We start from the raw sequence: 20572 nt of genomic DNA, 5'->3' as shown, positions 1-20572 counted from the left end.
CAACATGAGAGCTGAAACAGAAATGCTAGATCTGATTTTACAGACTGCCAAAACTTTACAAGTCAAAGCTGTCGCCATGTCTGGTTCACGGACAAACCCAAAGGCCCCAAAAGATGAATTTCAAGACTATGATGTTGTTTATGTCGTGGATGATTTGGCTAATCTGACAAGCAATCTTTCTTGGCTAGACCAGTTTGGCAAACGCATTATTGAGCAAGAGGTTGCTCTTGACCATCGTCGTCTATATCTTATGCTCTTTGAAGATGGCAATCGGATTGATTTGACTCTCTGCTCTAAAGCCCACATTCAAGAGTGGGTGGATAGTGAGGCAGGATTCACTGTTTTGGAAGACCCAGAACATTTATTTGAACCCTGTTCCCAAAATCTAGAGCGATACTGGACAAGTCCAGCTACTGAAACGGATTTTGAAAAATCCTGTAATGAATTTTGGTGGGTGTCAGCCTACGTGGTTAAAGGAATTTGTCGTAATCAGCTCATCTATGCGACCGACCATCTCTACAGTATTTGTCAACAAGAACTCTTGAAAGTCTTATCTTGGCAGGTCGCAAGTGAAAAGGTAGCAGTTGATATCGGCAAGAACTACAAGTATCTCTTTAATTATTTACCTGCTGATAAAGAGAATGAATTCTCAAGTATACTTGATTTTTCAAATAGTAACAAAATCACTCAGTCTTTGTTTGCTACCATGAAATTTTTCCACCAAGAAGCTCAATCCCTAGCTAACAAGATGGGCTTTGACTATGATAGGGAAGTGGCTGAGAAGATGATTGAGTATGCTGAGGAAAGACTTCAAAACACTATGTAAATAAAGAACCTAAATTATAACATTAAACTACAGATAGGATAACTAGGTTACTTATAGTAACTGAAAATAGGACTAATCCTTTCTATATCTTTTTACCATTACACATACTCTACATTCTTTGAAAGGAGTTGAACACGCCCTAAATACTGTGTGAAAAAGATAAATTCTCTTGCGAGCATTGCTCACTGCAAGAATTTCCTATTTTCACTTTGCATTTTACGGGCTTAGTATCATATGTCTAACATTCAAAATATGTCCCTGGAGGACATCATGGGAGAGCGCTTTGGTCGCTACTCCAAGTACATTATTCAAGACAGGGCTTTGCCAGATATTCGTGATGGGTTGAAGCCGGTTCAGCGTCGCATTCTTTATTCGATGAATAAGGATGGCAATACCTTTGACAAGAGCTACCGTAAATCGGCCAAGTCTGTCGGTAACATCATGGGGAATTTCCACCCACACGGTGATAGTTCTATCTATGATGCCATGGTTCGTATGTCGCAGGACTGGAAAAATCGTGAGATTCTAGTTGAAATGCACGGTAATAACGGATCTATGGACGGTGATCCGCCTGCTGCAATGCGTTATACCGAGGCACGTTTATCTGAGATTGCAGGTTACCTTCTTCAAGATATCGAGAAAAAGACCGTTCCTTTTGCTTGGAACTTTGACGATACTGAAAAAGAGCCGACAGTTTTGCCAGCAGCTTTTCCAAACCTTTTGGTTAATGGTTCGACTGGAATTTCGGCTGGATATGCCACAGATATTCCACCCCATAATTTGTCTGAGGTCATTGATGCTACAGTTTACATGATTGACCATCCAACTGCCAAGGTAGACAAACTAATGGAATTCTTGCCTGGACCAGACTTCCCTACAGGAGGAATTATTCAGGGCCGTGATGAAATCAAGAAGGCCTATGAAACTGGGAAAGGGCGCGTAGTTGTTCGTTCCAAGACTGAGATTGAGAAGCTAAAAGGTGGTAAGGAACAAATCGTTATTACTGAGATTCCTTATGAAATCAACAAGGCCAATCTGGTTAAAAAAATCGATGATGTCCGTGTTAATAACAAGGTAGCAGGTATTGCTGAGGTTCGTGATGAGTCTGACCGTGATGGCCTTCGTATCGCTATTGAACTTAAGAAAGACGCTAATACAGAGCTGGTTCTCAACTATCTATTTAAGTACACCGACCTACAAATCAACTACAACTTTAACATGGTGGCGATTGAAAATTTCACGCCTCGTCAGGTTGGGATCGTTCCAATCTTGTCTAGCTATATTGCCCACCGTCGCGAAGTGATTTTGGCGCGTTCACGCTTTGACAAGGAAAAGGCTGAGAAACGTCTCCATATCGTTGAAGGTTTGATTCGCGTGATTTCGATTTTGGACGAAGTCATTGCGCTTATCCGTGCATCCGAGAATAAGGCGGACGCCAAGGAAAACCTCAAAGTTAGCTATGATTTTACAGAAGAGCAGGCTGAGGCTATCGTTACCTTGCAACTGTACCGTTTGACCAATACAGACGTAGTTGTCTTGCAGGAAGAAGAAGCAGAACTTCGTGAAAAGATTGCCATGCTTGCGGCTATTATCGGTGATGAACGAACTATGTACAATCTCATGAAGAAAGAACTTCGTGAGGTTAAGAAGAAGTTTGCGACTCCGCGTTTGAGTTCGTTAGAAGACACTGCTAAAGCAATCGAGATCGATACAGCTAGTCTGATTGCCGAGGAAGATACCTATGTCAGCGTAACCAAGGCAGGTTACATCAAGCGTACCAGCCCACGTTCCTTTGCTGCTTCCACCTTGGAAGAAATTGGTAAACGTGATGATGACCGTCTGATTTTTGTACAATCTACTAAGACAACGCAACATCTCTTGATGTTCACAAATCTAGGAAATGTCATTTATCGACCAATTCATGAATTGGCAGATATTCGTTGGAAGGATATTGGTGAGCATCTGAGCCAGACCATTACAAACTTCGAAACCAACGAAGAAATCCTTTATGTGGAAGTAGTAGATCAGTTTGATGATGCCACAACCTATTTTGCTGCGACTCGTTTCGGTCAAATCAAGCGAGTAGAACGCAAAGAATTCTCTCCATGGCGGACCTATAAATCTAAGTCTGTCAAGTATGCTAAACTCAAAGACGAGACAGACCAGATTGTGGCAGTGGCTCCGATTAAACTAGATGATGTTCTCTTGGTTAGTCAAAATGGTTATGCCCTTCGTTTCAATATCGAAGAGGTTCCGGTTGTCGGTGCCAAGGCTGCGGGTGTCAAGGCTATGAATTTGAAAGAAGATGATATCCTCCAATCTGCCTTTATCTGCAATACCTCATCCTTCTACCTCTTGACCCAACGTGGAAGTTTGAAACGTGTTTCCGTTGAGGAAATTCCAGTAACTAGCCGTGCCAAACGAGGACTACAAGTCTTGCGTGAGCTAAAAAATAAACCGCATCGTGTCTTCTTAGCAGGAGCAGTTGCAGAACAAGGCTTCGTTGGTAATCTCTTCAGTACAGAAGTGGAAGAGAACGACCAAACGCTGCTTGTCCAATCGAACAAAGGAACAATCTATGAAAGTCGACTACAAGACTTGAATCTGTCAGAACGCACAAGTAATGGTAGCTTCATCTCTGACACGATTTCGGATGAAGAAGTTTTTGACGCTTATCTTAAAGAAGTATTTACTGAAGCTAAATAAGTGAAATGAAGAATCAGTTCTAAGAGCTGGTTCTTTTTATTGAAGAAATTTTCTGAAAATTACAAAATATACTTGCTATTTTAGAAAAATAGTGTAGAATAAAAGAAATAGGTTTTTAGAATAAGGAGTGGAATATGACAGTAACGATTGATTGGGAAAATCTCGGTTTTTCCTATATGAAATTACCTTATCGCTATATTGCTCATTTTAAAAATGGACAATGGGATCAAGGAGAGCTTACAGAGGATGCAAACTTGCATATTTCAGAGTCTTCTCCAAGTCTTCACTATGGTCAACAAGCATTTGAAGGTTTGAAAGCTTATCGTACTAAGGATGGTAGTGTTCAACTGTTCCGTCCTGATGAAAATGCTAAACGCCTGCAACGGACATGTGACCGTCTCTTGATGCCACAAGTTCCAACAGAAATGTTTGTAGACGCTTGTAAGGCAGTTGTTCGTGCGAATGAAGAATATGTACCTCCATATGGAACAGGTGGAACCTTATATCTTCGCCCTCTTTTGATTGGTGTCGGAGATATTATTGGGGTTAAACCGGCAGAAGAGTACATTTTCACCATCTTTGCTATGCCAGTTGGAAATTACTTTAAGGGTGGATTGGTTCCAACCAACTTCTTGATTCAGGATGAATACGACCGTGCGGCTCCAAATGGTACAGGTGCGGCTAAGGTTGGTGGAAACTATGCTGCAAGTCTCTTGCCAGGGAAATTGGCCAAGTCACGTCATTTCTCAGATGTTATCTATCTAGACCCATCAACTCATACAAAGATTGAAGAAGTCGGCTCAGCTAACTTCTTTGGAATTACAGCTGATAATGAATTTGTAACACCATTGAGTCCTTCTATCTTGCCATCTATTACCAAGTATTCTTTGCTTTATTTGGCAGAACATCGCTTGGGCTTAACTCCTATTGAGGGGGATGTCCCAATTGATAACCTTGACCGTTTTGTAGAGGCAGGTGCCTGTGGTACAGCAGCAGTTATTTCTCCAATTGGTGGAATTCAGCACGGTGATGATTTCCATGTGTTCTATAGCGAAACAGAAGTAGGTCCTGTGACTCGTAAATTATATGATGAATTGACAGGAATTCAGTTTGGTGATATTGAAGCGCCAGAAGGTTGGATTGTAAAAGTAGATTAAAATAAACTAAAGGAGATTTTTTATGAAATCGAAAAAGTGGCTCTTAACAGCAGGAGTAGTCCTGAGCACAACAGCTCTTTTAGTAGCTTGTGGAAAAGCTGATAAAGAAGCAGATGCACCGACAACATTCTCATATGTCTATGCAGTAGATCCTGCATCTTTGGACTATAGTATAGCGACTCGTACTTCTACAACAGATGTCATTGGGAACGTGGTTGATGGTTTGATGGAAAACGACCAATACGGAAATGTTATTCCTTCCCTGGCTGAAGATTGGTCTGTCTCAAAAGATGGTTTGACTTATACCTATAAACTACGTAAAGGGGTTAAATGGTACACTTCAGAAGGTGAAGAATACGCCGAAGTAACAGCCCATGACTTTGTAACAGGACTAAAACACGTGGCCGACGGTAAGTCAGACGGTGTCTCTCTGATCCAAAATTCAATCAAGGGCTTGGATGCCTACATGACTGGTGAAACGAATGATTTCTCTACAGTTGGTGTCAAAGCTTTGGACGATTACACAGTTGAATATACCCTAAACAAACCTGAAAGCTTCTGGAACTCTAAAGTCACAACAGCAACGATGTTGCCTGTAAATGAAGAGTTTTTGAAGGCATCAGGTAAAGATTATGGAGCAGTTACTCCAGCAGGGATTCTCTACAATGGTCCTTATATCTTGAAGACCTTGACTTCTAAATCGTTGATTGAATACGAGAAAAATCCAAATTACTGGGATAAAGAAAAGGTAAAAATTGAGAAGATTAAATTGACTTACTACGATGGTTCTGATCAGGAATCCTTGATCCGTAGTTTCTCTTCTGGTGCCTATACGACAGCTCGTCTCTTCCCAAGTAGCTCAAACTTTGCTTCTACTTTGGAACAATACGGAGATAAAATCACTTATAGCCCACAGGACTCAAGTAGCTATTACTTCACCTTTAACGTAAATCGTCAGTCATATAATAAAACTGCGAAAACAAGTGAAGAGCAAAAAACTTCAACTAAAGAAGCTATGCTGAATAAGGACTTCCGTCAGGCTATCAACTTTGCCTTCAACCGCCATTCTTATGCTGCACAGCTAAATGGTGAAGACGGTGCGGACAAGATTATTCGTAACAGTCTCGTTCCTGACAACTTTGTGCAAGCAGGTGGTAAGAACTTTGGTCAAATCGCTCAAGCAGAGTTGGTGAATTATGGTGACCAATGGAAAGGTGTTGAGCTAGTTGACGGTAAGGATTCTATCTACAACCCTGACAAGGCTAAAGCAGCTTTTGAAAAAGCTAAGAAAGACCTAGAATCTAAAGGGGTAACTTTCCCAATTCACTTGGATGTCCCAGTTGAACAAACAGATACCATCGCCGTTCAACAAAGTAACTCTTTCAAACAGTCTATCGAATCAACACTTGGTGCTGAAAATGTTGTCATCGACGTTCTTCAAATGACAGATAATGAAAAGGAAACAATCACTTCACAAGCGCGTGTTCCTTCTCAAAAAGACTATGATTTGAACAGTACAGGATGGGCTCCAAGTTATCAAGACCCAGCATCTTACTTGAATATCATGGATCCTAAATCAGGTTCTGCTATGAAGCACCTAGGTATTACTAAAGGGAAAGATAAGGATGTTGTAGCGAAACTTGGTTTGGACCAGTATAAGAAATTATTGGATGATGCCGATTCAGAAACTACGAATCTTGAAGAACGCTATGAAAAATATGCCAAGGCTCAAGCTTGGTTGACAGATAGTTCATTATTGATGCCAACAGCTTCATCTGGTGGTTCTCCAGTTGTAAGTAATGTCGTGCCATTCTCAAAACCATACTCACAAGTTGGTATTAAAGGTGACCCATATATCTTTAAAGGGATGAAATTGCAAAAAGATATTGTTACAACAAAAGAATATGAAGAAGCACTGAAAAAATGGCAAAAAGAAAAATTGGAATCAAATGGTAAGTACCAAAAAGAACTAGAAAAACACATTAAATAATGCGGAAAACTCTATATCAGACAAGCCTGATGTAGAGTTTTTTCTTGCTAGTTTTAGGATTTTCTTGTAAAATAGAAAAAGTGAAGAGAGGTATGAAATGAGCAAGAAAGATAAAAAAATTGAAATTCAAGTAGCAGATGCCAAGGTTAATGTAGGAAAAGACAGTTTTGAAGGTTATACCTTGACCATTGGTAAAAAAGTTATCGGAGAAATTGCCGAATTAGATGGACAATTTGCCATCATAAAGAATGGGAATGTCGATAGTTTTTATAAAAAATTGGAAAAAGCTGTGGAAATTTTGATTGAAAATTATAATTTAGCAAAATAAGTCTTGTTTTTTTGAAATTTTCATGATATAATAGTCCATGTTGATTGTAGGAGAGATAGCGAAGAGGCTAAACGCGGCGGACTGTAAATCCGCTCCTTCGGGTTCGGGGGTTCGAATCCCTCTCTCTCCATTTCATCAATGGGGTATAGCCAAGCGGTAAGGCAAGGGACTTTGACTCCCTCATGCGTTGGTTCGAATCCAGCTACCCCAGTTCTTAGGTAATAATCAAGATAAAAAGCAAAATATCTTAGGGTATTTTATTTTTATAATTGAAAGACGTGAACGATATGAACATGTCCTTGCGGGTGCTTAGGAAAAAAATTATAAGTATGTCAAGTTTAAGAAAAACTTGATTGTTGGAGGATTTTTTAGATGAACGAATTTGAAGATTTGCTAAATAGCGTTAGCCAAGTTGAGACTGGTGATGTTGTTAGTGCTGAAGTATTGACAGTTGATGCGACTCAAGCTAACGTTGCAATCTCTGGAACTGGTGTTGAAGGTGTCTTGACTCTTCGCGAATTGACAAACGATCGCGATGCAGATATCAATGACTTTGTTAAAGTAGGAGAAGTATTGGATGTTCTTGTACTTCGTCAAGTAGTTGGTAAAGATACTGATACAGTTACATACCTTGTATCTAAAAAACGCCTTGAAGCTCGCAAAGCATGGGACAAACTTGTTGGTCGCGAAGAAGAAGTTGTTACTGTTAAAGGAACTCGTGCCGTTAAAGGTGGACTTTCAGTAGAATTTGAAGGTGTTCGTGGATTTATCCCAGCTTCAATGTTGGATACTCGTTTCGTACGTAACACTGAGCGTTTTGTAGGTCAAGAATTTGATGCTAAAATCAAAGAAGTTGACGCTAAAGAAAACCGCTTCATCCTTTCACGTCGTGAAGTTGTTGAAGCAGCTACAGCAGCAGCTCGCGCTGAAGTATTCGGTAAATTGGCTGTTGGTGATGTAGTAACTGGTAAAGTTGCACGTATCACAAGCTTCGGTGCTTTCATCGACCTTGGTGGTGTTGACGGATTGGTTCACTTGACTGAATTGTCACACGAACGTAACGTATCACCAAAATCAGTTGTAACTGTTGGTGAAGAAATTGAAGTGAAAATCCTTGATCTTAACGAAGAAGAAGGACGTGTATCACTTTCACTTAAAGCAACAACACCTGGACCATGGGATGGCGTTGAGCAAAAATTGGCTAAAGGTGATGTAGTAGAAGGAACAGTTAAACGTTTGACTGACTTCGGTGCATTTGTTGAAGTATTGCCAGGTATCGATGGACTTGTTCACGTATCACAAATTTCACACAAACGTATTGAAAATCCTAAAGAAGCTCTTAAAGTTGGTCAAGAAGTTCAAGTTAAAGTTCTTGAAGTTAACGCAGATGCAGAGCGCGTATCACTTTCTATCAAAGCTCTTGAAGAGCGTCCAGCTCAAGAAGAAGGACAAAAAGAAGAAAAACGTGCTGCTCGTCCACGTCGTCCAAAACGTCAAGAAAAACGTGATTTCGAACTTCCAGAAACACAAACAGGATTCTCAATGGCTGACTTGTTCGGTGATATCGAACTTTAATCAAATTGAAAATTCACAAAATCCTTTGTTTACTAAACAAGGGATTTTTCTTTTGTCTATAAGCCTTTTTTTGATATAATAGTCCTATGTTAGAATCAGAAAAACAATCACGTTATCAAATGTTAAATGAGGAGCTCTCTTTTTTATTGGAAGGCGAAACCAATGTTTTGGCTAATCTTTCCAACGCCAGTGCTCTTTTAAAATCACGCTTTCCTAATACCGTATTTGCAGGCTTTTATCTGTTCGATGGAAAGGAATTGGTTTTAGGTCCTTTTCAAGGAGGTGTTTCCTGCATCCGTATCTCACTAGGCAAAGGTGTTTGTGGGGAGGCAGCTCATTTTCAGGAAACTGTTATTGTTGGAGATGTAACGACTTATCCCAACTATATTTCTTGTGATAGTCGAGCTAAAAGTGAAATTGTTGCGCCAATGATGAAGAATGGTCAATTGCTCGGGGTTCTGGATCTGGATTCTTCAGAGATTGATGATTATGATGCTATGGATCAAGATTATTTAGAACAATTTGTCGCTATTTTGCTTGAAAAGACAGAATGGGACTTTACAATGTTTGGGGAGAAAGCCTAATGTATCAAGCACTTTATCGAAAATATAGAAGTCAAAACTTCTCCCAGTTGGTTGGTCAAGAAGTTGTAGCTAAGACTCTTAAACAAGCAGTAGAGCAAGAGAAAATAAGTCATGCTTATCTTTTTTCTGGTCCCCGTGGAACGGGAAAAACCAGTGTAGCCAAGATTTTTGCCAAAGCTATGAACTGTCCAAATCAAGTGGGTGGGGAACCATGTAATAACTGCTATATTTGTCAAGCAGTGACAGATGGTAGTTTAGAAGATGTCATTGAAATGGATGCAGCTTCTAATAATGGGGTGGATGAAATCCGTGAAATTCGTGATAAATCCACCTACGCTCCTAGTCTTGCCCGTTATAAGGTTTATATCATAGATGAGGTTCACATGCTGTCTACGGGGGCTTTTAATGCCCTCCTAAAGACGCTGGAAGAGCCAACACAGAATGTGGTCTTTATTTTGGCCACTACTGAATTGCACAAGATTCCTGCCACTATTCTATCCCGTGTGCAACGTTTTGAATTTAAATCAATTAAAACACAGGATATTAAGGAACATATCCGCTATATCTTAGAAAAAGAAAATATCAGTTCTGAACCAGAGGCTGTGGAAATCATTGCCAGACGGGCTGAAGGTGGAATGCGAGACGCCTTGTCTATTTTGGATCAAGCCCTGAGTTTGACACAGGGAAATGAATTGACGACTGCTATTTCTGAAGAAATTACTGGCACCATTAGTCTATCAGCCTTGGATGACTATGTGGCTGCCTTGTCTCAACAGGATGTTCCCAAAGCCTTAGCATGCTTAAATCTTCTCTTTGACAATGGTAAGAGTATGACTCGTTTTGTGACCGACCTTTTGCACTATTTAAGAGACTTGTTAATTGTTCAGACAGGTGGAGAAAACACTCATCATAGTCCAGTCTTTGTAGAGAATTTGGCACTTCCTCAGCAAAATCTGTTTGAAATGATTCGCTTGGCGACAGTGAGTTTAGCTGATATTAAGTCTAGCTTGCAGCCTAAGATTTATGCTGAGATGATGACCATCCGTTTGGCGGAGATTAAGCCCGAACCAGCTCTTCCAGGGGCGGTTGAAGATGAAATTTCTGCGCTGAGACAAGAAGTGACGCGTCTCAAACAAGAACTCGCAAATGTAGGAACTATACCCAAGCCAACCAGTCCAGTACCTAGCCGACCAGCAGCGGGTAAGACAGTCTATCGTGTGGATCGCAATAAAGTTCAATCGATCTTACAAGAGGCCGTTGAAAATCCTGATTTAGCACGTCAAAATTTGATTCGTTTACAAAATGCCTGGGGAGAGGTAATTGAAAGTCTTGGTGGGCCAGACAAGGCTCTGCTAGTTGGCTCTCAACCGGTTGCGGCCAATGAACATCACGCCATTCTTGCTTTTGAGTCTAACTTCAATGCTGGTCAAACCATGAAACGAGACAATCTCAACACCATGTTTGGCAACATCCTCAGTCAGGCAGCAGGTTTTTCACCTGAGATTTTAGCCATTTCCATGGAGGAATGGAAAGAAGTTCGTGCAGCCTTTTCAGCCAAAGCCAAATCTTCTCAAACTGAAAAAGAAGCAGAAGAAAGCCTGATTCCAGAAGGATTTGAATTTTTGGCTGATAAAGTGAAGGTAGAGGAAGACTAAAGAAAGATTTCATGATACAATAAGTTTATGAATAGACAACAATTTATTATCATCGCGCTGTTTACAGCTGCTGAGACCTATTTTTTCAATGAAGCTTGGATGACTGGTCGTTATATTATGGCAGCCTTTTGGGCCATTTTGCTCTTTAGAAATTTCCGAGTTAGTTACTTGATGGGCAAGATTGTAGATGTTATTGACCAACATTTAAAAGGAAAAGACTAGTCCTCAGCTTCTAGACAAAATCAAAGCCTTTTAGGCTTTTTTTTGTTATACTATAAAAGTATATTTATTGACCTTTTACCGTGTTTTCTAGGAAAATCAAGTATGTCTCTAGTAACGCTGTAAAGGCCTTGAAAAAGAAAGGAACTATCATGTCAGTATTAGAGATCAAAGATCTTCACGTTGAGATTGAAGGAAAAGAAATTTTAAAAGGGGTTAACCTGACCCTGAAAACAGGAGAAATCGCCGCTATCATGGGGCCAAATGGTACTGGTAAATCGACTCTTTCTGCAGCTATTATGGGAAATCCAAACTATGAGGTGACCAAAGGTGAGGTCTTGTTTGATGGCGTAAACATCCTTGAGTTGGAAGTGGACGAGCGTGCGCGTATGGGACTTTTCCTTGCTATGCAATACCCATCAGAAATTCCTGGTATTACTAACGCTGAGTTTCTTCGTGCAGCCATGAATGCTGGTAAAGAAGATGATGAAAAAATTTCAGTTCGTGAGTTTATCACTAAATTGGATGAGAAGATGGAATTGCTTAACATGAAAGAAGAAATGGCTGAGCGTTACCTCAACGAAGGTTTCTCTGGTGGTGAGAAAAAACGTAATGAAATTCTTCAACTTTTGATGTTGGAGCCAACATTTGCTCTTTTGGATGAGATTGATTCTGGTCTTGATATTGACGCTCTTAAAGTTGTATCGAAAGGGGTCAATGCCATGCGTGGTGAAGGCTTTGGTGCTATGATTATCACTCACTACCAACGTCTTTTGAACTACATCACACCAGACGTGGTACACGTGATGATGGAAGGTCGTGTTGTCCTTTCAGGTGGTCCAGAACTGGCAGCGCGTTTGGAACGCGAAGGATACGCAAAATTAGCTGAAGAACTTGGCTACGACTACAAGGAAGAATTGTAATTCCCTCGTATCTTTTAGGAGAAGTAAATGACTAAAGAAAATATTAAACTTTTTTCAGAAATGCACGCTGAACCAAGCTGGTTGGCTGACCTCCGTCAAAAAGCTTTTGATAAGATTGAGAGTTTAGAATTACCAGTTATTGAGCGTGTCAAATTCCACCGTTGGAATCTGGGGGATGGAACGATTACAGAAAATGAGCCATCAGCAAATGTTCCAGATTTCACTGCACTAGATAACCACTTGAAATTGGTGCAAGTAGGAACTCAAACTGTTTTTGAGCAAACTCCAGTTGAGTTGGCTGAACAGGGTGTCGTCTTTACAGATTTTCACTCAGCTTTAGAAGAAATTCCAGAGCTTATTGAGGAATTCTTCATGTCATCTGTTAAGTATGACGATGATAAGTTGGCAGCCTACCATACAGCTTATTTCAATAGTGGTGCTGTTCTCTACATTCCTGATAATGTTGAGATTAAAGAACCAATCGAAGGTATTTTCTACCAAGATAGTGATAGTGATGTGCCGTTTAACAAGCATATTATGATTATCGCTGGTAAAAACTCTAAGATTAGTTATCTGGAGCGTTTAGAGTCACGCGGTGAAGGAAGTGCCAAAGCAACTGCTAATATAACAGTAGAAGTCATTGCTCGTTCAGGTGCTCAAGTCAAGTTTGCAGCTATTGACCGTCTAGGTGAAAACGTTACTGCCTACATTAGCCGTCGTGGTAAATTAGGTAACGATGCAAATATTGACTGGGCAATCGGTGTCATGAATGAAGGAAACGTCGTTGCTGATTTTGATAGTGATTTGATTGGAAATGGTAGCCATGCTGACCTTAAAGTTGTAGCTCTTTCAAGTGGCCGTCAGGTGCAAGGAATTGATACTCGTGTAACCAACTACGGCTGTAACTCAATCGGAAATATCCTGCAACATGGGGTTATTCTTGAAAAAGCAACCTTGACCTTCAATGGTATTGGCCACATCATCAAGGGTGCAAAGGGAGCAGATGCGCAACAAGAGAGTCGTGTTCTTATGCTTTCAGACCAAGCACGTTCAGATGCCAACCCAATTCTTTTGATTGACGAAAATGACGTTACTGCAGGTCACGCGGCTTCAATCGGTCAAGTAGACCCAGAAGACATGTACTATCTCATGAGCCGTGGCTTGGACAAAGAAACTGCAGAACGCTTGGTTGTTCGTGGTTTCCTTGGTTCTGTTATCGTTGAGATTCCAGTCAAGGAAGTTCGCGATGAAATGATTGCAACAATCGAAGAAAAATTGTCAAAACGCTAAGGGGTAACCTATGTTAGATGTAGAAGTGATTCGCAAGGATTTTCCAATTTTAGACCAGATTGTCAACGATGAACCATTGGTCTATTTGGACAATGCTGCGACGACACAAAAACCACAAGCAGTTCTGGAGACGATTAACCGCTACTATGAACAGGATAATGCCAATGTTCATCGTGGCGTTCATACCTTGGCAGAACGGGCAACAGCTTCCTATGAAGCTGCTCGTGAAACCGTTCGTAAGTTTATCAATGCAGGTTCTACAAAGGAAGTTCTCTTTACCAGAGGAACGACAACCAGTCTTAACTGGGTGGCGCGCTTTGCAGAGAAAGTCTTGACTGAGGGAGACCAGGTCTTGATTTCTGTCATGGAACACCATTCCAATATCATTCCTTGGCAAGAAACTTGTCGCAAGACAGGAGCTGAACTTGTCTATGTCTATCTCAAGGATGGAGCTCTGGATATGGATGATTTGCGAGCTAAATTGACTGATAGAGTCAAGTTTGTCTCCCTTGCTCACGCCTCAAATGTTCTGGGTGTGGTCAATCCAATCAAAGAAATTACTCAATTAGCTCATCAAGTTGGAGCCATTATGGTGGTGGATGGTGCTCAATCTACGCCTCATATGAAGATTGATGTTCAGGACTTGGATGTGGACTTCTTTGCCTTTTCAGGTCACAAGATGGCTGGTCCGACTGGAATCGGTGTTCTTTACGGCAAAGAAAAGTATCTAGAACAAATGTCACCAGTTGAATTCGGTGGTGAGATGATTGATTTCGTCTATGAGCAATCTGCTAGTTGGAAGGAATTGCCTTGGAAATTCGAGGCTGGAACTCCTAACATGGCAGGTGCTATCGGACTAGCTACTGCAATAGATTATCTTGAAAAGATTGGTATGGATGCGATTGAAGCTCATGAACAGGAATTAATCTCATACGTCTTTCCAAAACTGCAGGCGATTGAAGGACTGACCATTTATGGTTCACAGGACTTGGCTCAACGTTCAGGTGTTATTGCCTTTAATCTAGGCGACCTTCATCCTCACGACCTTGCGACTGCTTTGGATTATGAAGGAGTGGCTGTTCGAGCAGGTCACCATTGTGCGCAACCCTTGCTTCAGTATTTGGATGTCCCAGCAACAGCTCGCGCAAGTTTTTATATCTACAATACCAAGGCAGATTGCGACAAGCTAGTCGATGCCTTACAAAAGACAAAGGAGTTTTTCAATGGCACTTTCTAAACTAGATAGCCTTTATATGGCAGTGGTAGCGGACCATTCGAAAAATCCACATCACCAAGGGAAGTTGGAAGATGCTGAGCAAATCAGTCTCAACAATCCGACTTGTGGGGATGTTATCAATCTCTCTGTCAAGTTTGATACAGAGAATCGTTTGGAAGATATCGCTTTTCTAAACTCAGGTTGTACCATCTCAACTGCCTCTGCAAGCATGATGACGGACACAGTTTTAGGAAAAACCAAACAAGAAATCTTAGAACTTGCGACTATTTTTTCTGAAATGGTTCAAGGGCAAAAAGATGAACGCCAAGACCAACTAGGCGATGCAGCTTTCTTATCAGGCGTTGCAAAATTCCCTCAACGAATCAAGTGTGCAACCCTAGCTTGGAACGCTTTGAAGAAAACAATTGAAAATCAAGAAAACAAGTAAGGCAAGTTTCTTTTGTCTTATGAATCAGTAGAAATGAAGAATGAAAGAAAGGATATTATGGCTGAAGAAAGAGTAGAACCAAAACCAATTGACCTTGGTGAATATAAATTTGGTTTCCATGATGATGTAGAGCCTGTCCTATCGACAGGAAAAGGATTGAATGAAGATGTCATTCGTGAACTATCAGCTGCTAAGGGAGAACCTGAGTGGATGCTAGAATTCCGTTTGAAGTCTTATGAAACCTTCAAAAAAATGCCCATGCAAACTTGGGGAGCAGACTTGTCAGAGATTGACTTTGATGACTTGATTTATTACCAAAAACCATCTGATAAACCAGCTCGTTCATGGGATGAGGTTCCTGAAAAAATTAAAGAAACCTTTGAACGTATCGGGATTCCGGAAGCTGAGCGTGCCTATCTAGCAGGTGCCTCTGCCCAGTATGAGTCAGAAGTGGTTTACCACAACATGAAGGAAGAGTTCCAGAAGTTGGGGATTATCTTTACAGATACGGATTCTGCCCTCAAGGAATACCCAGACTTGTTTAAACAATACTTTGCTAAGTTGGTACCGCCAACAGATAACAAATTGGCTGCCCTTAACTCAGCAGTATGGTCTGGTGGAACCTTTATCTACGTACCAAAAGGGGTCAAGGTAGATATTCCTCTTCAAACTTACTTCCGTATCAACAACGAGAATACAGGTCAGTTTGAACGTACCTTGATTATCGTTGATGAGGGAGCAAGTGTCCATTATGTAGAAGGATGTACAGCGCCAACTTATTCAAGTAACAGCTTGCACGCTGCCATCGTAGAAATCTTTGCCTTGGATGGAGCTTATATGCGTTATACGACTATCCAAAACTGGTCTGATAACGTCTATAACTTGGTAACCAAACGTGCTAAAGCTCAAAAGGATGCCACTGTTGAGTGGATTGATGGTAACTTGGGTGCTAAAACAACCATGAAATACCCATCTGTTTACCTAGATGGAGAAGGGGCGCGTGGTACCATGCTCTCTATTGCCTTTGCCAATGCAGGGCAACACCAGGACACTGGTGCTAAGATGATCCACAATGCTCCACATACCAGCTCGTCTATTGTGTCTAAATCCATCGCTAAAGGCGGAGGAAAGGTTGACTACCGTGGACAGGTAACTTTTAATAAGAACTCTAAGAAATCTGTTTCTCACATCGAGTGTGATACCATTATCATGGATGACTTGTCAGCATCAGATACCATTCCGTTTAACGAAATTCACAACTCACAAGTCGCTTTGGAACACGAAGCTAAGGTATCTAAGATTTCAGAAGAGCAACTCTATTACCTCATGAGCCGTGGATTGTCAGAATCTGAAGCAACTGAGATGATTGTAATGGGATTTGTAGAACCCTTTACAAAAGAACTTCCAATGGAATATGCAGTTGAGCTGAACCGCTTGATCAGCTACGAAATGGAAGGATCAGTTGGGTAAAATTTGATTTTAGATTTACCCAAGGTCAAGAACTTTGAAGATGAACTTCTAACAAAAAATCGCGGTTTAAATCGCGATTTTTTTTTATAATTTTTCGTTGATAAATCGGATAAACTGATTCCACCAAACTTTTAAGAAGAAAGCTTTTTCAACTTTCTTTTCTGCTACCATTTCGAAACTAGGGCGTTCTGTGGTAATGTAACCTTGACCAATCAAGTCCTTGTCTTCATAAGTCAAATGTCCAACCACTGTTCCGGCTTCAAGTGGTGCTGGGATTGCTTTAGAATCAGGAGTGAATTGAACAGATTGGGAAGATTGACTTCCAACACGTTCAATTAGAGAGATATCATCTTTGGCAACGGCAGTGACCGTATCTTCTTTTCCATCTTGTACAGGTGCTTTGCTATCTTGGTAGGCATCGCCTTTTTGAACGATTTTGCGAAGCGTGAATGTAGAAGAAATATAATCCATTAGTGAGGATGTAGCTGTGAAGCGAGCGTAAGGATTATTGTCCTGATGGTCTGCATTCAAAACAACTGTGATAACCCTCATCCCTTTTTCAACAGTAGTACCAACAAAAGATTCTCCAGCCTTGTCTGTTGTTCCTGTCTTAAGGCCATCAAAACCACCGCGATAAGCAGGCATACCCTCTAACATGTAGTTGGTAGAAGTGATTGTCATCCCAGCAAAAGTAGATGAAGGTTTTTTAGTGATTTCCAAGACTTGTGGGTATTTTTTGATGAGGTTGCGAGCAACGATAGCGACATCATATGCACTGAGTTTATTTTCATCATCTTTTTTAGAGCCCGGGTAAATGTTATCCCCTAGAGTCTCATTGTTCAGACCCGTCGTATTGACAACAGTAGCATCCTGAATTCCCCATTCCAAGAGTTTTGCCCGCATCATATCGACGAAGTCTTTTTCTGAGCCAGCAATTTTCTCTGCTAAGGCAATAGCTGCACTGTTAGCACTAGATACTAATGTTGCTTCAAGTAGTTGTTCGACGGTATAATTACGAGCCTCCATAGGAACATTACTTGCTTCAGAATTAGTTGTTAATTTGTAAGGATAGTCAGAAATATCTACTGGGGTAGATAGTGTAATACTTCCATTTTCCAAGGCTTCATAGACAAGATAGACCGTAATCAATTTTGTGATGGAAGCAATTTCGACAGGTTGGGTTGCATCTTTTTCATAGAGAATTTTACCAGTATTCGCCTCAACGGCAATTGCATGTTTAGCAGCAATATTAAAATCTTGAGCAGCAACAGTAGATGCTGAGCCAATAACGGAAAGGCTTAAAAGAGTTAAAATTATTTTTTTCATAGTAAGTTTATTCTATCATAAAGAAAAAAATATTCCCAGTTTCATGATATAAGAAAGAAGCTTTTTTGAAAGTGTGGTAAAATAGATGAATGGAGGTACCTCATGTTTCGTAAGAATAAATTATTTTTTTGGACCAGTGAGATTTTACTATTAACCATTATCTTTTATTTATGGAGAGAGATGGGAGCGATTATTACACCTTTTGTAAGCGTTGCAAACACTATAATGATTCCCTTTCTTTTAGGTGGCTTTTTATATTATTTGACCAATCCTATTGTAAATTTTTTACAAAAGTATTTCAAAATTAACCGTATCATTGGTATTCTACTAACCTTGTGCGCCTTGGTTTGGGGGCTAGTTATTGGGGTAGTCTATCTCTTACCGATTTTGATTAATCAGCTGACAAGTTTGATTGCAACAAGTCATAGTCGTTTGCAAGATTTGATTGTGGATTTATCTACTTATCCAGCCTTTCAAAATTTAGATATTCAAGCGACGATTCAACAGTTAAATCTCTCCTATGTAGATATTCTACAGAATATCCTAAATAGTGTAACGAATAGTGTTGGAAGTGTCCTATCTGCGCTCTTTAGTACTGTTTTGATTATTATCATGACCCCTGTATTTTTAATTTATTTTTTGTTAGATGGTCACAAGTTCTTGCCGATGCTTGAACGTACTGTTTTAAAGCGAGACAAGTTGCATATTACAGGTCTTTTAAAAAATTTGAATACTACAATTGCTCGATATATTAGTGGAGTTGCTATTGATGCGATTATTATTGGTTGTTTGGCCTTTATCGGATATAGCGTAATCGGTTTGAAATACGCTTTGGTCTTCGCTATCTTTTCAGGATTAGCCAATCTCATTCCTTATGTAGGCCCAAGTATTGGTTTGATTCCGATGATTATCGCTAATGTCTTTACTGATCCTCATAGAATGCTGATTGCAGTTGTTTATATGTTGATTATTCAACAAGTAGATGGGAACATCCTTTACCCTCGAATCGTTGGTGGAGTGATGAAGGTTCATCCAATTACGATTTTAGTATTACTTTTGTTATCAAGTAATATCTATGGTGTCATTGGCATGATTGTCGCAGTACCAACCTATTCTATCTTAAAAGAAATTTCTAAGTTTTTATCACGTTTGTATGAAAATCATAAAATAATGAAAGAACGAGAAAGAGAATTAGCTAAGTAAAAATCAGGAAATTCCTGATTTTTCTTTTTCATTAAAGAAGTGATGGGAGTAGAAATACCGTTTAGATTAGTAGATTAAGAATAATTCACAAAAACTTTGTAAAACACTTGCAATTTAGCTGAAATTTGATAAAATAGTAAGGAAAGTTAGACTGTATTGCCTACTGTCTATCTATAAAATATATTTTATTGGAGGCTTTTACTCAAATGGCAAAAGAAAAATACGATCGTAGTAAACCACACGTTAACATTGGTACTATCGGACACGTTGACCACGGTAAAACTACCCTAACTGCAGCTATCACAACTGTTTTGGCACGTCGCTTGCCTTCAGCTGTTAACCAACCTAAAGACTATGCGTCTATCGATGCTGCTCCAGAAGAACGCGAACGTGGTATCACAATCAACACTGCGCACGTTGAGTACGAAACTGAAAAACGTCACTACGCTCACATCGACGCTCCAGGACACGCGGACTATGTTAAAAACATGATCACTGGTGCCGCTCAAATGGACGGAGCTATCCTTGTAGTAGCTTCAACTGACGGACCAATGCCACAAACTCGTGAGCACATCCTTCTTTCACGTCAGGTTGGTGTTAAACACCTTATCGTCTTCATGAACAAAGTTGACTTGGTTGACGACGAAGAATTGCTTGAATTGGTTGAAATGGAAATCCGTGACCTATTGTCAGAATACGACTTCCCAGGTGACGATCTTCCAGTTATCCAAGGTTCAGCTCTTAAAGCCCTTGAAGGTGACACTAAATACGAAGACATCGTTATGGAATTGATGAACACAGTTGATGAGTACATCCCAGAACCAGAACGTGACACTGACAAACCATTGCTTCTTCCAGTCGAAGACGTATTCTCAATCACTGGACGTGGTACAGTTGCTTCAGGACGTATCGACCGTGGTATCGTTAAAGTCAACGACGAAATCGAAATCGTTGGTATCAAAGAAGAAACTCAAAAAGCAGTCGTTACTGGTGTTGAAATGTTCCGTAAACAACTTGATGAAGGTCTTGCCGGAGATAATGTAGGTGTCCTTCTTCGTGGTGTTCAACGTGATGAAATCGAACGTGGACAAGTTATTGCTAAACCAGGTTCAATCAACCCACACACTAAATTCAAAGGTGAAGTTTACATCCTTACTAAAGAAGAAGGTGGACGTCACACTCCATTCTTCAACAACTACCGTCCACAATTCTACTTCCGTACTACTGACGTTACAGGTTCAATCGAACTTCCAGCAGGTACTGAAATGGTAATGCCTGGTGATAACGTGACAATCGACGTTGAGTTGATCCACCCAATCGCCGTAGAACAAGGTACTACATTCTCTATCCGTGAGGGTGGACGTACTGTTGGTTCAGGTATGGTTACAGAAATCGAAGCTTAATTCGATTTAGTTCCCAGAAGAACAATTATTTAAGTCAGACACTAAAAGAATCTTGCTATGCAAGGTTCTTTTTTTAAAAAAATAAAAAGATAGACCTGATAAAGTCCAGATCCATCTAATAAGTTATTTTCAAGTGACTAGTTCGCTCCAAACACTAACATTCGATATAGTAGAGGTTTCACCAGCTGGAACCCATTTGTTAGTTCCTAAGTATCTAACTTCTAGTTTACGAACATTTACTATGTAAGATGCT

General features: G+C 40.3%; 17 protein-coding genes and 2 tRNA genes. 18 read left to right on the top strand and 1 reads right to left on the bottom strand.

What is annotated here, in order from left to right; all coding sequences use genetic code 11:
- Positions 1-4 precede the first annotated feature (4 nt).
- From ABKJ27_RS05620 to sufB, 16 genes are all read left to right on the top strand, one after another.
- Positions 5-826 (top strand): aminoglycoside 6-adenylyltransferase, encoded by an 822-nt coding sequence (locus ABKJ27_RS05620; protein ID WP_314498644.1) that lies wholly within the window; start codon positions 5-7, stop codon positions 824-826.
- 234 nt (positions 827-1060) lie between these two features.
- Positions 1061-3532, top strand: a complete 2472-nt coding sequence (gene parC / locus ABKJ27_RS05615) for a DNA topoisomerase IV subunit A (RefSeq protein ID WP_410011494.1) — start codon at positions 1061-1063, stop codon at positions 3530-3532.
- A gap of 134 nt (positions 3533-3666) precedes the next feature.
- Positions 3667-4689, top strand: a complete 1023-nt coding sequence (locus ABKJ27_RS05610; protein ID WP_000218997.1) for a branched-chain amino acid aminotransferase — start codon at positions 3667-3669, stop codon at positions 4687-4689.
- A gap of 22 nt (positions 4690-4711) precedes the next feature.
- The gene (locus tag ABKJ27_RS05605) at positions 4712-6679 is read left to right on the top strand and encodes a peptide ABC transporter substrate-binding protein (protein ID WP_000837408.1); all 1968 of its coding nucleotides are present in this window, start codon (positions 4712-4714) and stop codon (positions 6677-6679) included.
- A 97-nt stretch (positions 6680-6776) separates the two neighbouring features.
- Entirely contained in the window at positions 6777-7007 is a 231-nt protein-coding gene (locus ABKJ27_RS05600; protein WP_000037113.1) for a DUF2969 domain-containing protein, read from the top strand.
- A 49-nt stretch (positions 7008-7056) separates the two neighbouring features.
- A tRNA-Tyr gene (locus ABKJ27_RS05595) sits at positions 7057-7137 on the top strand.
- 9 nt (positions 7138-7146) lie between these two features.
- Positions 7147-7218 (top strand) — tRNA-Gln (locus tag ABKJ27_RS05590).
- Positions 7219-7379: 161 nt separating this feature from the next.
- A complete protein-coding gene (gene rpsA, locus ABKJ27_RS05585) occupies positions 7380-8582 on the top strand; it encodes a 30S ribosomal protein S1 (RefSeq protein ID WP_001001631.1) in 1203 nt (400 codons plus the stop codon).
- 86 nt (positions 8583-8668) lie between these two features.
- Complete coding sequence (locus tag ABKJ27_RS05580; RefSeq protein ID WP_386682521.1) at positions 8669-9166, top strand: GAF domain-containing protein; 498 nt, start codon at positions 8669-8671, stop codon at positions 9164-9166.
- Positions 9166-10821, top strand: a complete 1656-nt coding sequence (dnaX, locus tag ABKJ27_RS05575) for a DNA polymerase III subunit gamma/tau (protein WP_314498628.1) — start codon at positions 9166-9168, stop codon at positions 10819-10821. The genes ABKJ27_RS05580 and dnaX overlap by 1 nt, the downstream gene beginning before the upstream one ends.
- Before the next feature lie 27 nt (positions 10822-10848).
- Complete coding sequence (locus ABKJ27_RS05570; protein ID WP_001081602.1) at positions 10849-11043, top strand: DUF3272 domain-containing protein; 195 nt, start codon at positions 10849-10851, stop codon at positions 11041-11043.
- A 149-nt stretch (positions 11044-11192) separates the two neighbouring features.
- Positions 11193-11963, top strand: a complete 771-nt coding sequence (gene sufC, locus ABKJ27_RS05565) for a Fe-S cluster assembly ATPase SufC (RefSeq protein WP_000114489.1) — start codon at positions 11193-11195, stop codon at positions 11961-11963.
- 27 nt (positions 11964-11990) lie between these two features.
- Positions 11991-13253: a Fe-S cluster assembly protein SufD gene (sufD, locus tag ABKJ27_RS05560; RefSeq protein WP_314498624.1), complete on the top strand. Its 1263-nt coding sequence runs from the start codon at positions 11991-11993 to the stop codon at positions 13251-13253.
- Positions 13254-13263: 10 nt separating this feature from the next.
- The gene (locus tag ABKJ27_RS05555; protein WP_410011492.1) at positions 13264-14490 is read left to right on the top strand and encodes a cysteine desulfurase; all 1227 of its coding nucleotides are present in this window, start codon (positions 13264-13266) and stop codon (positions 14488-14490) included.
- Positions 14477-14917 carry a Fe-S cluster assembly sulfur transfer protein SufU gene (gene sufU, locus ABKJ27_RS05550; RefSeq protein ID WP_004254772.1) on the top strand — a complete coding sequence of 147 codons (441 nt, stop codon included), beginning with the start codon at positions 14477-14479 and terminating at the stop codon, positions 14915-14917. Before ABKJ27_RS05555 ends, sufU begins: the two co-directional genes overlap by 14 nt.
- Before the next feature lie 57 nt (positions 14918-14974).
- On the top strand, positions 14975-16387 hold the full coding sequence (gene sufB, locus ABKJ27_RS05545; RefSeq protein WP_000797054.1) for a Fe-S cluster assembly protein SufB: 1413 nt from the start codon (positions 14975-14977) through the stop codon (positions 16385-16387).
- A gap of 84 nt (positions 16388-16471) precedes the next feature.
- Here sufB and pbp3 read toward each other — a convergent pair whose 3' ends face one another.
- Complete coding sequence (gene pbp3, locus ABKJ27_RS05540) at positions 16472-17713, bottom strand: D-alanyl-D-alanine carboxypeptidase PBP3 (protein WP_261069407.1); 1242 nt, start codon at positions 17711-17713, stop codon at positions 16472-16474.
- Between the two features lie 102 nt (positions 17714-17815).
- Between pbp3 and ABKJ27_RS05535 the strand changes: the two genes are divergently transcribed.
- Positions 17816-18916, top strand: coding sequence for an AI-2E family transporter (locus ABKJ27_RS05535; protein WP_150922641.1), 1101 nt, complete (start codon positions 17816-17818; stop codon positions 18914-18916).
- A 206-nt stretch (positions 18917-19122) separates the two neighbouring features.
- On the top strand, positions 19123-20319 hold the full coding sequence (gene tuf / locus ABKJ27_RS05530; RefSeq protein WP_001040721.1) for an elongation factor Tu: 1197 nt from the start codon (positions 19123-19125) through the stop codon (positions 20317-20319).
- Positions 20320-20572 lie beyond the last annotated feature (253 nt).

It is taken from the genome of Streptococcus sp. KHUD_011 (assembly GCF_046352925.1).
Lineage (GTDB): Bacteria > Bacillota > Bacilli > Lactobacillales > Streptococcaceae > Streptococcus.
This window is presented reverse-complemented; position numbering and strand designations above follow the sequence as displayed.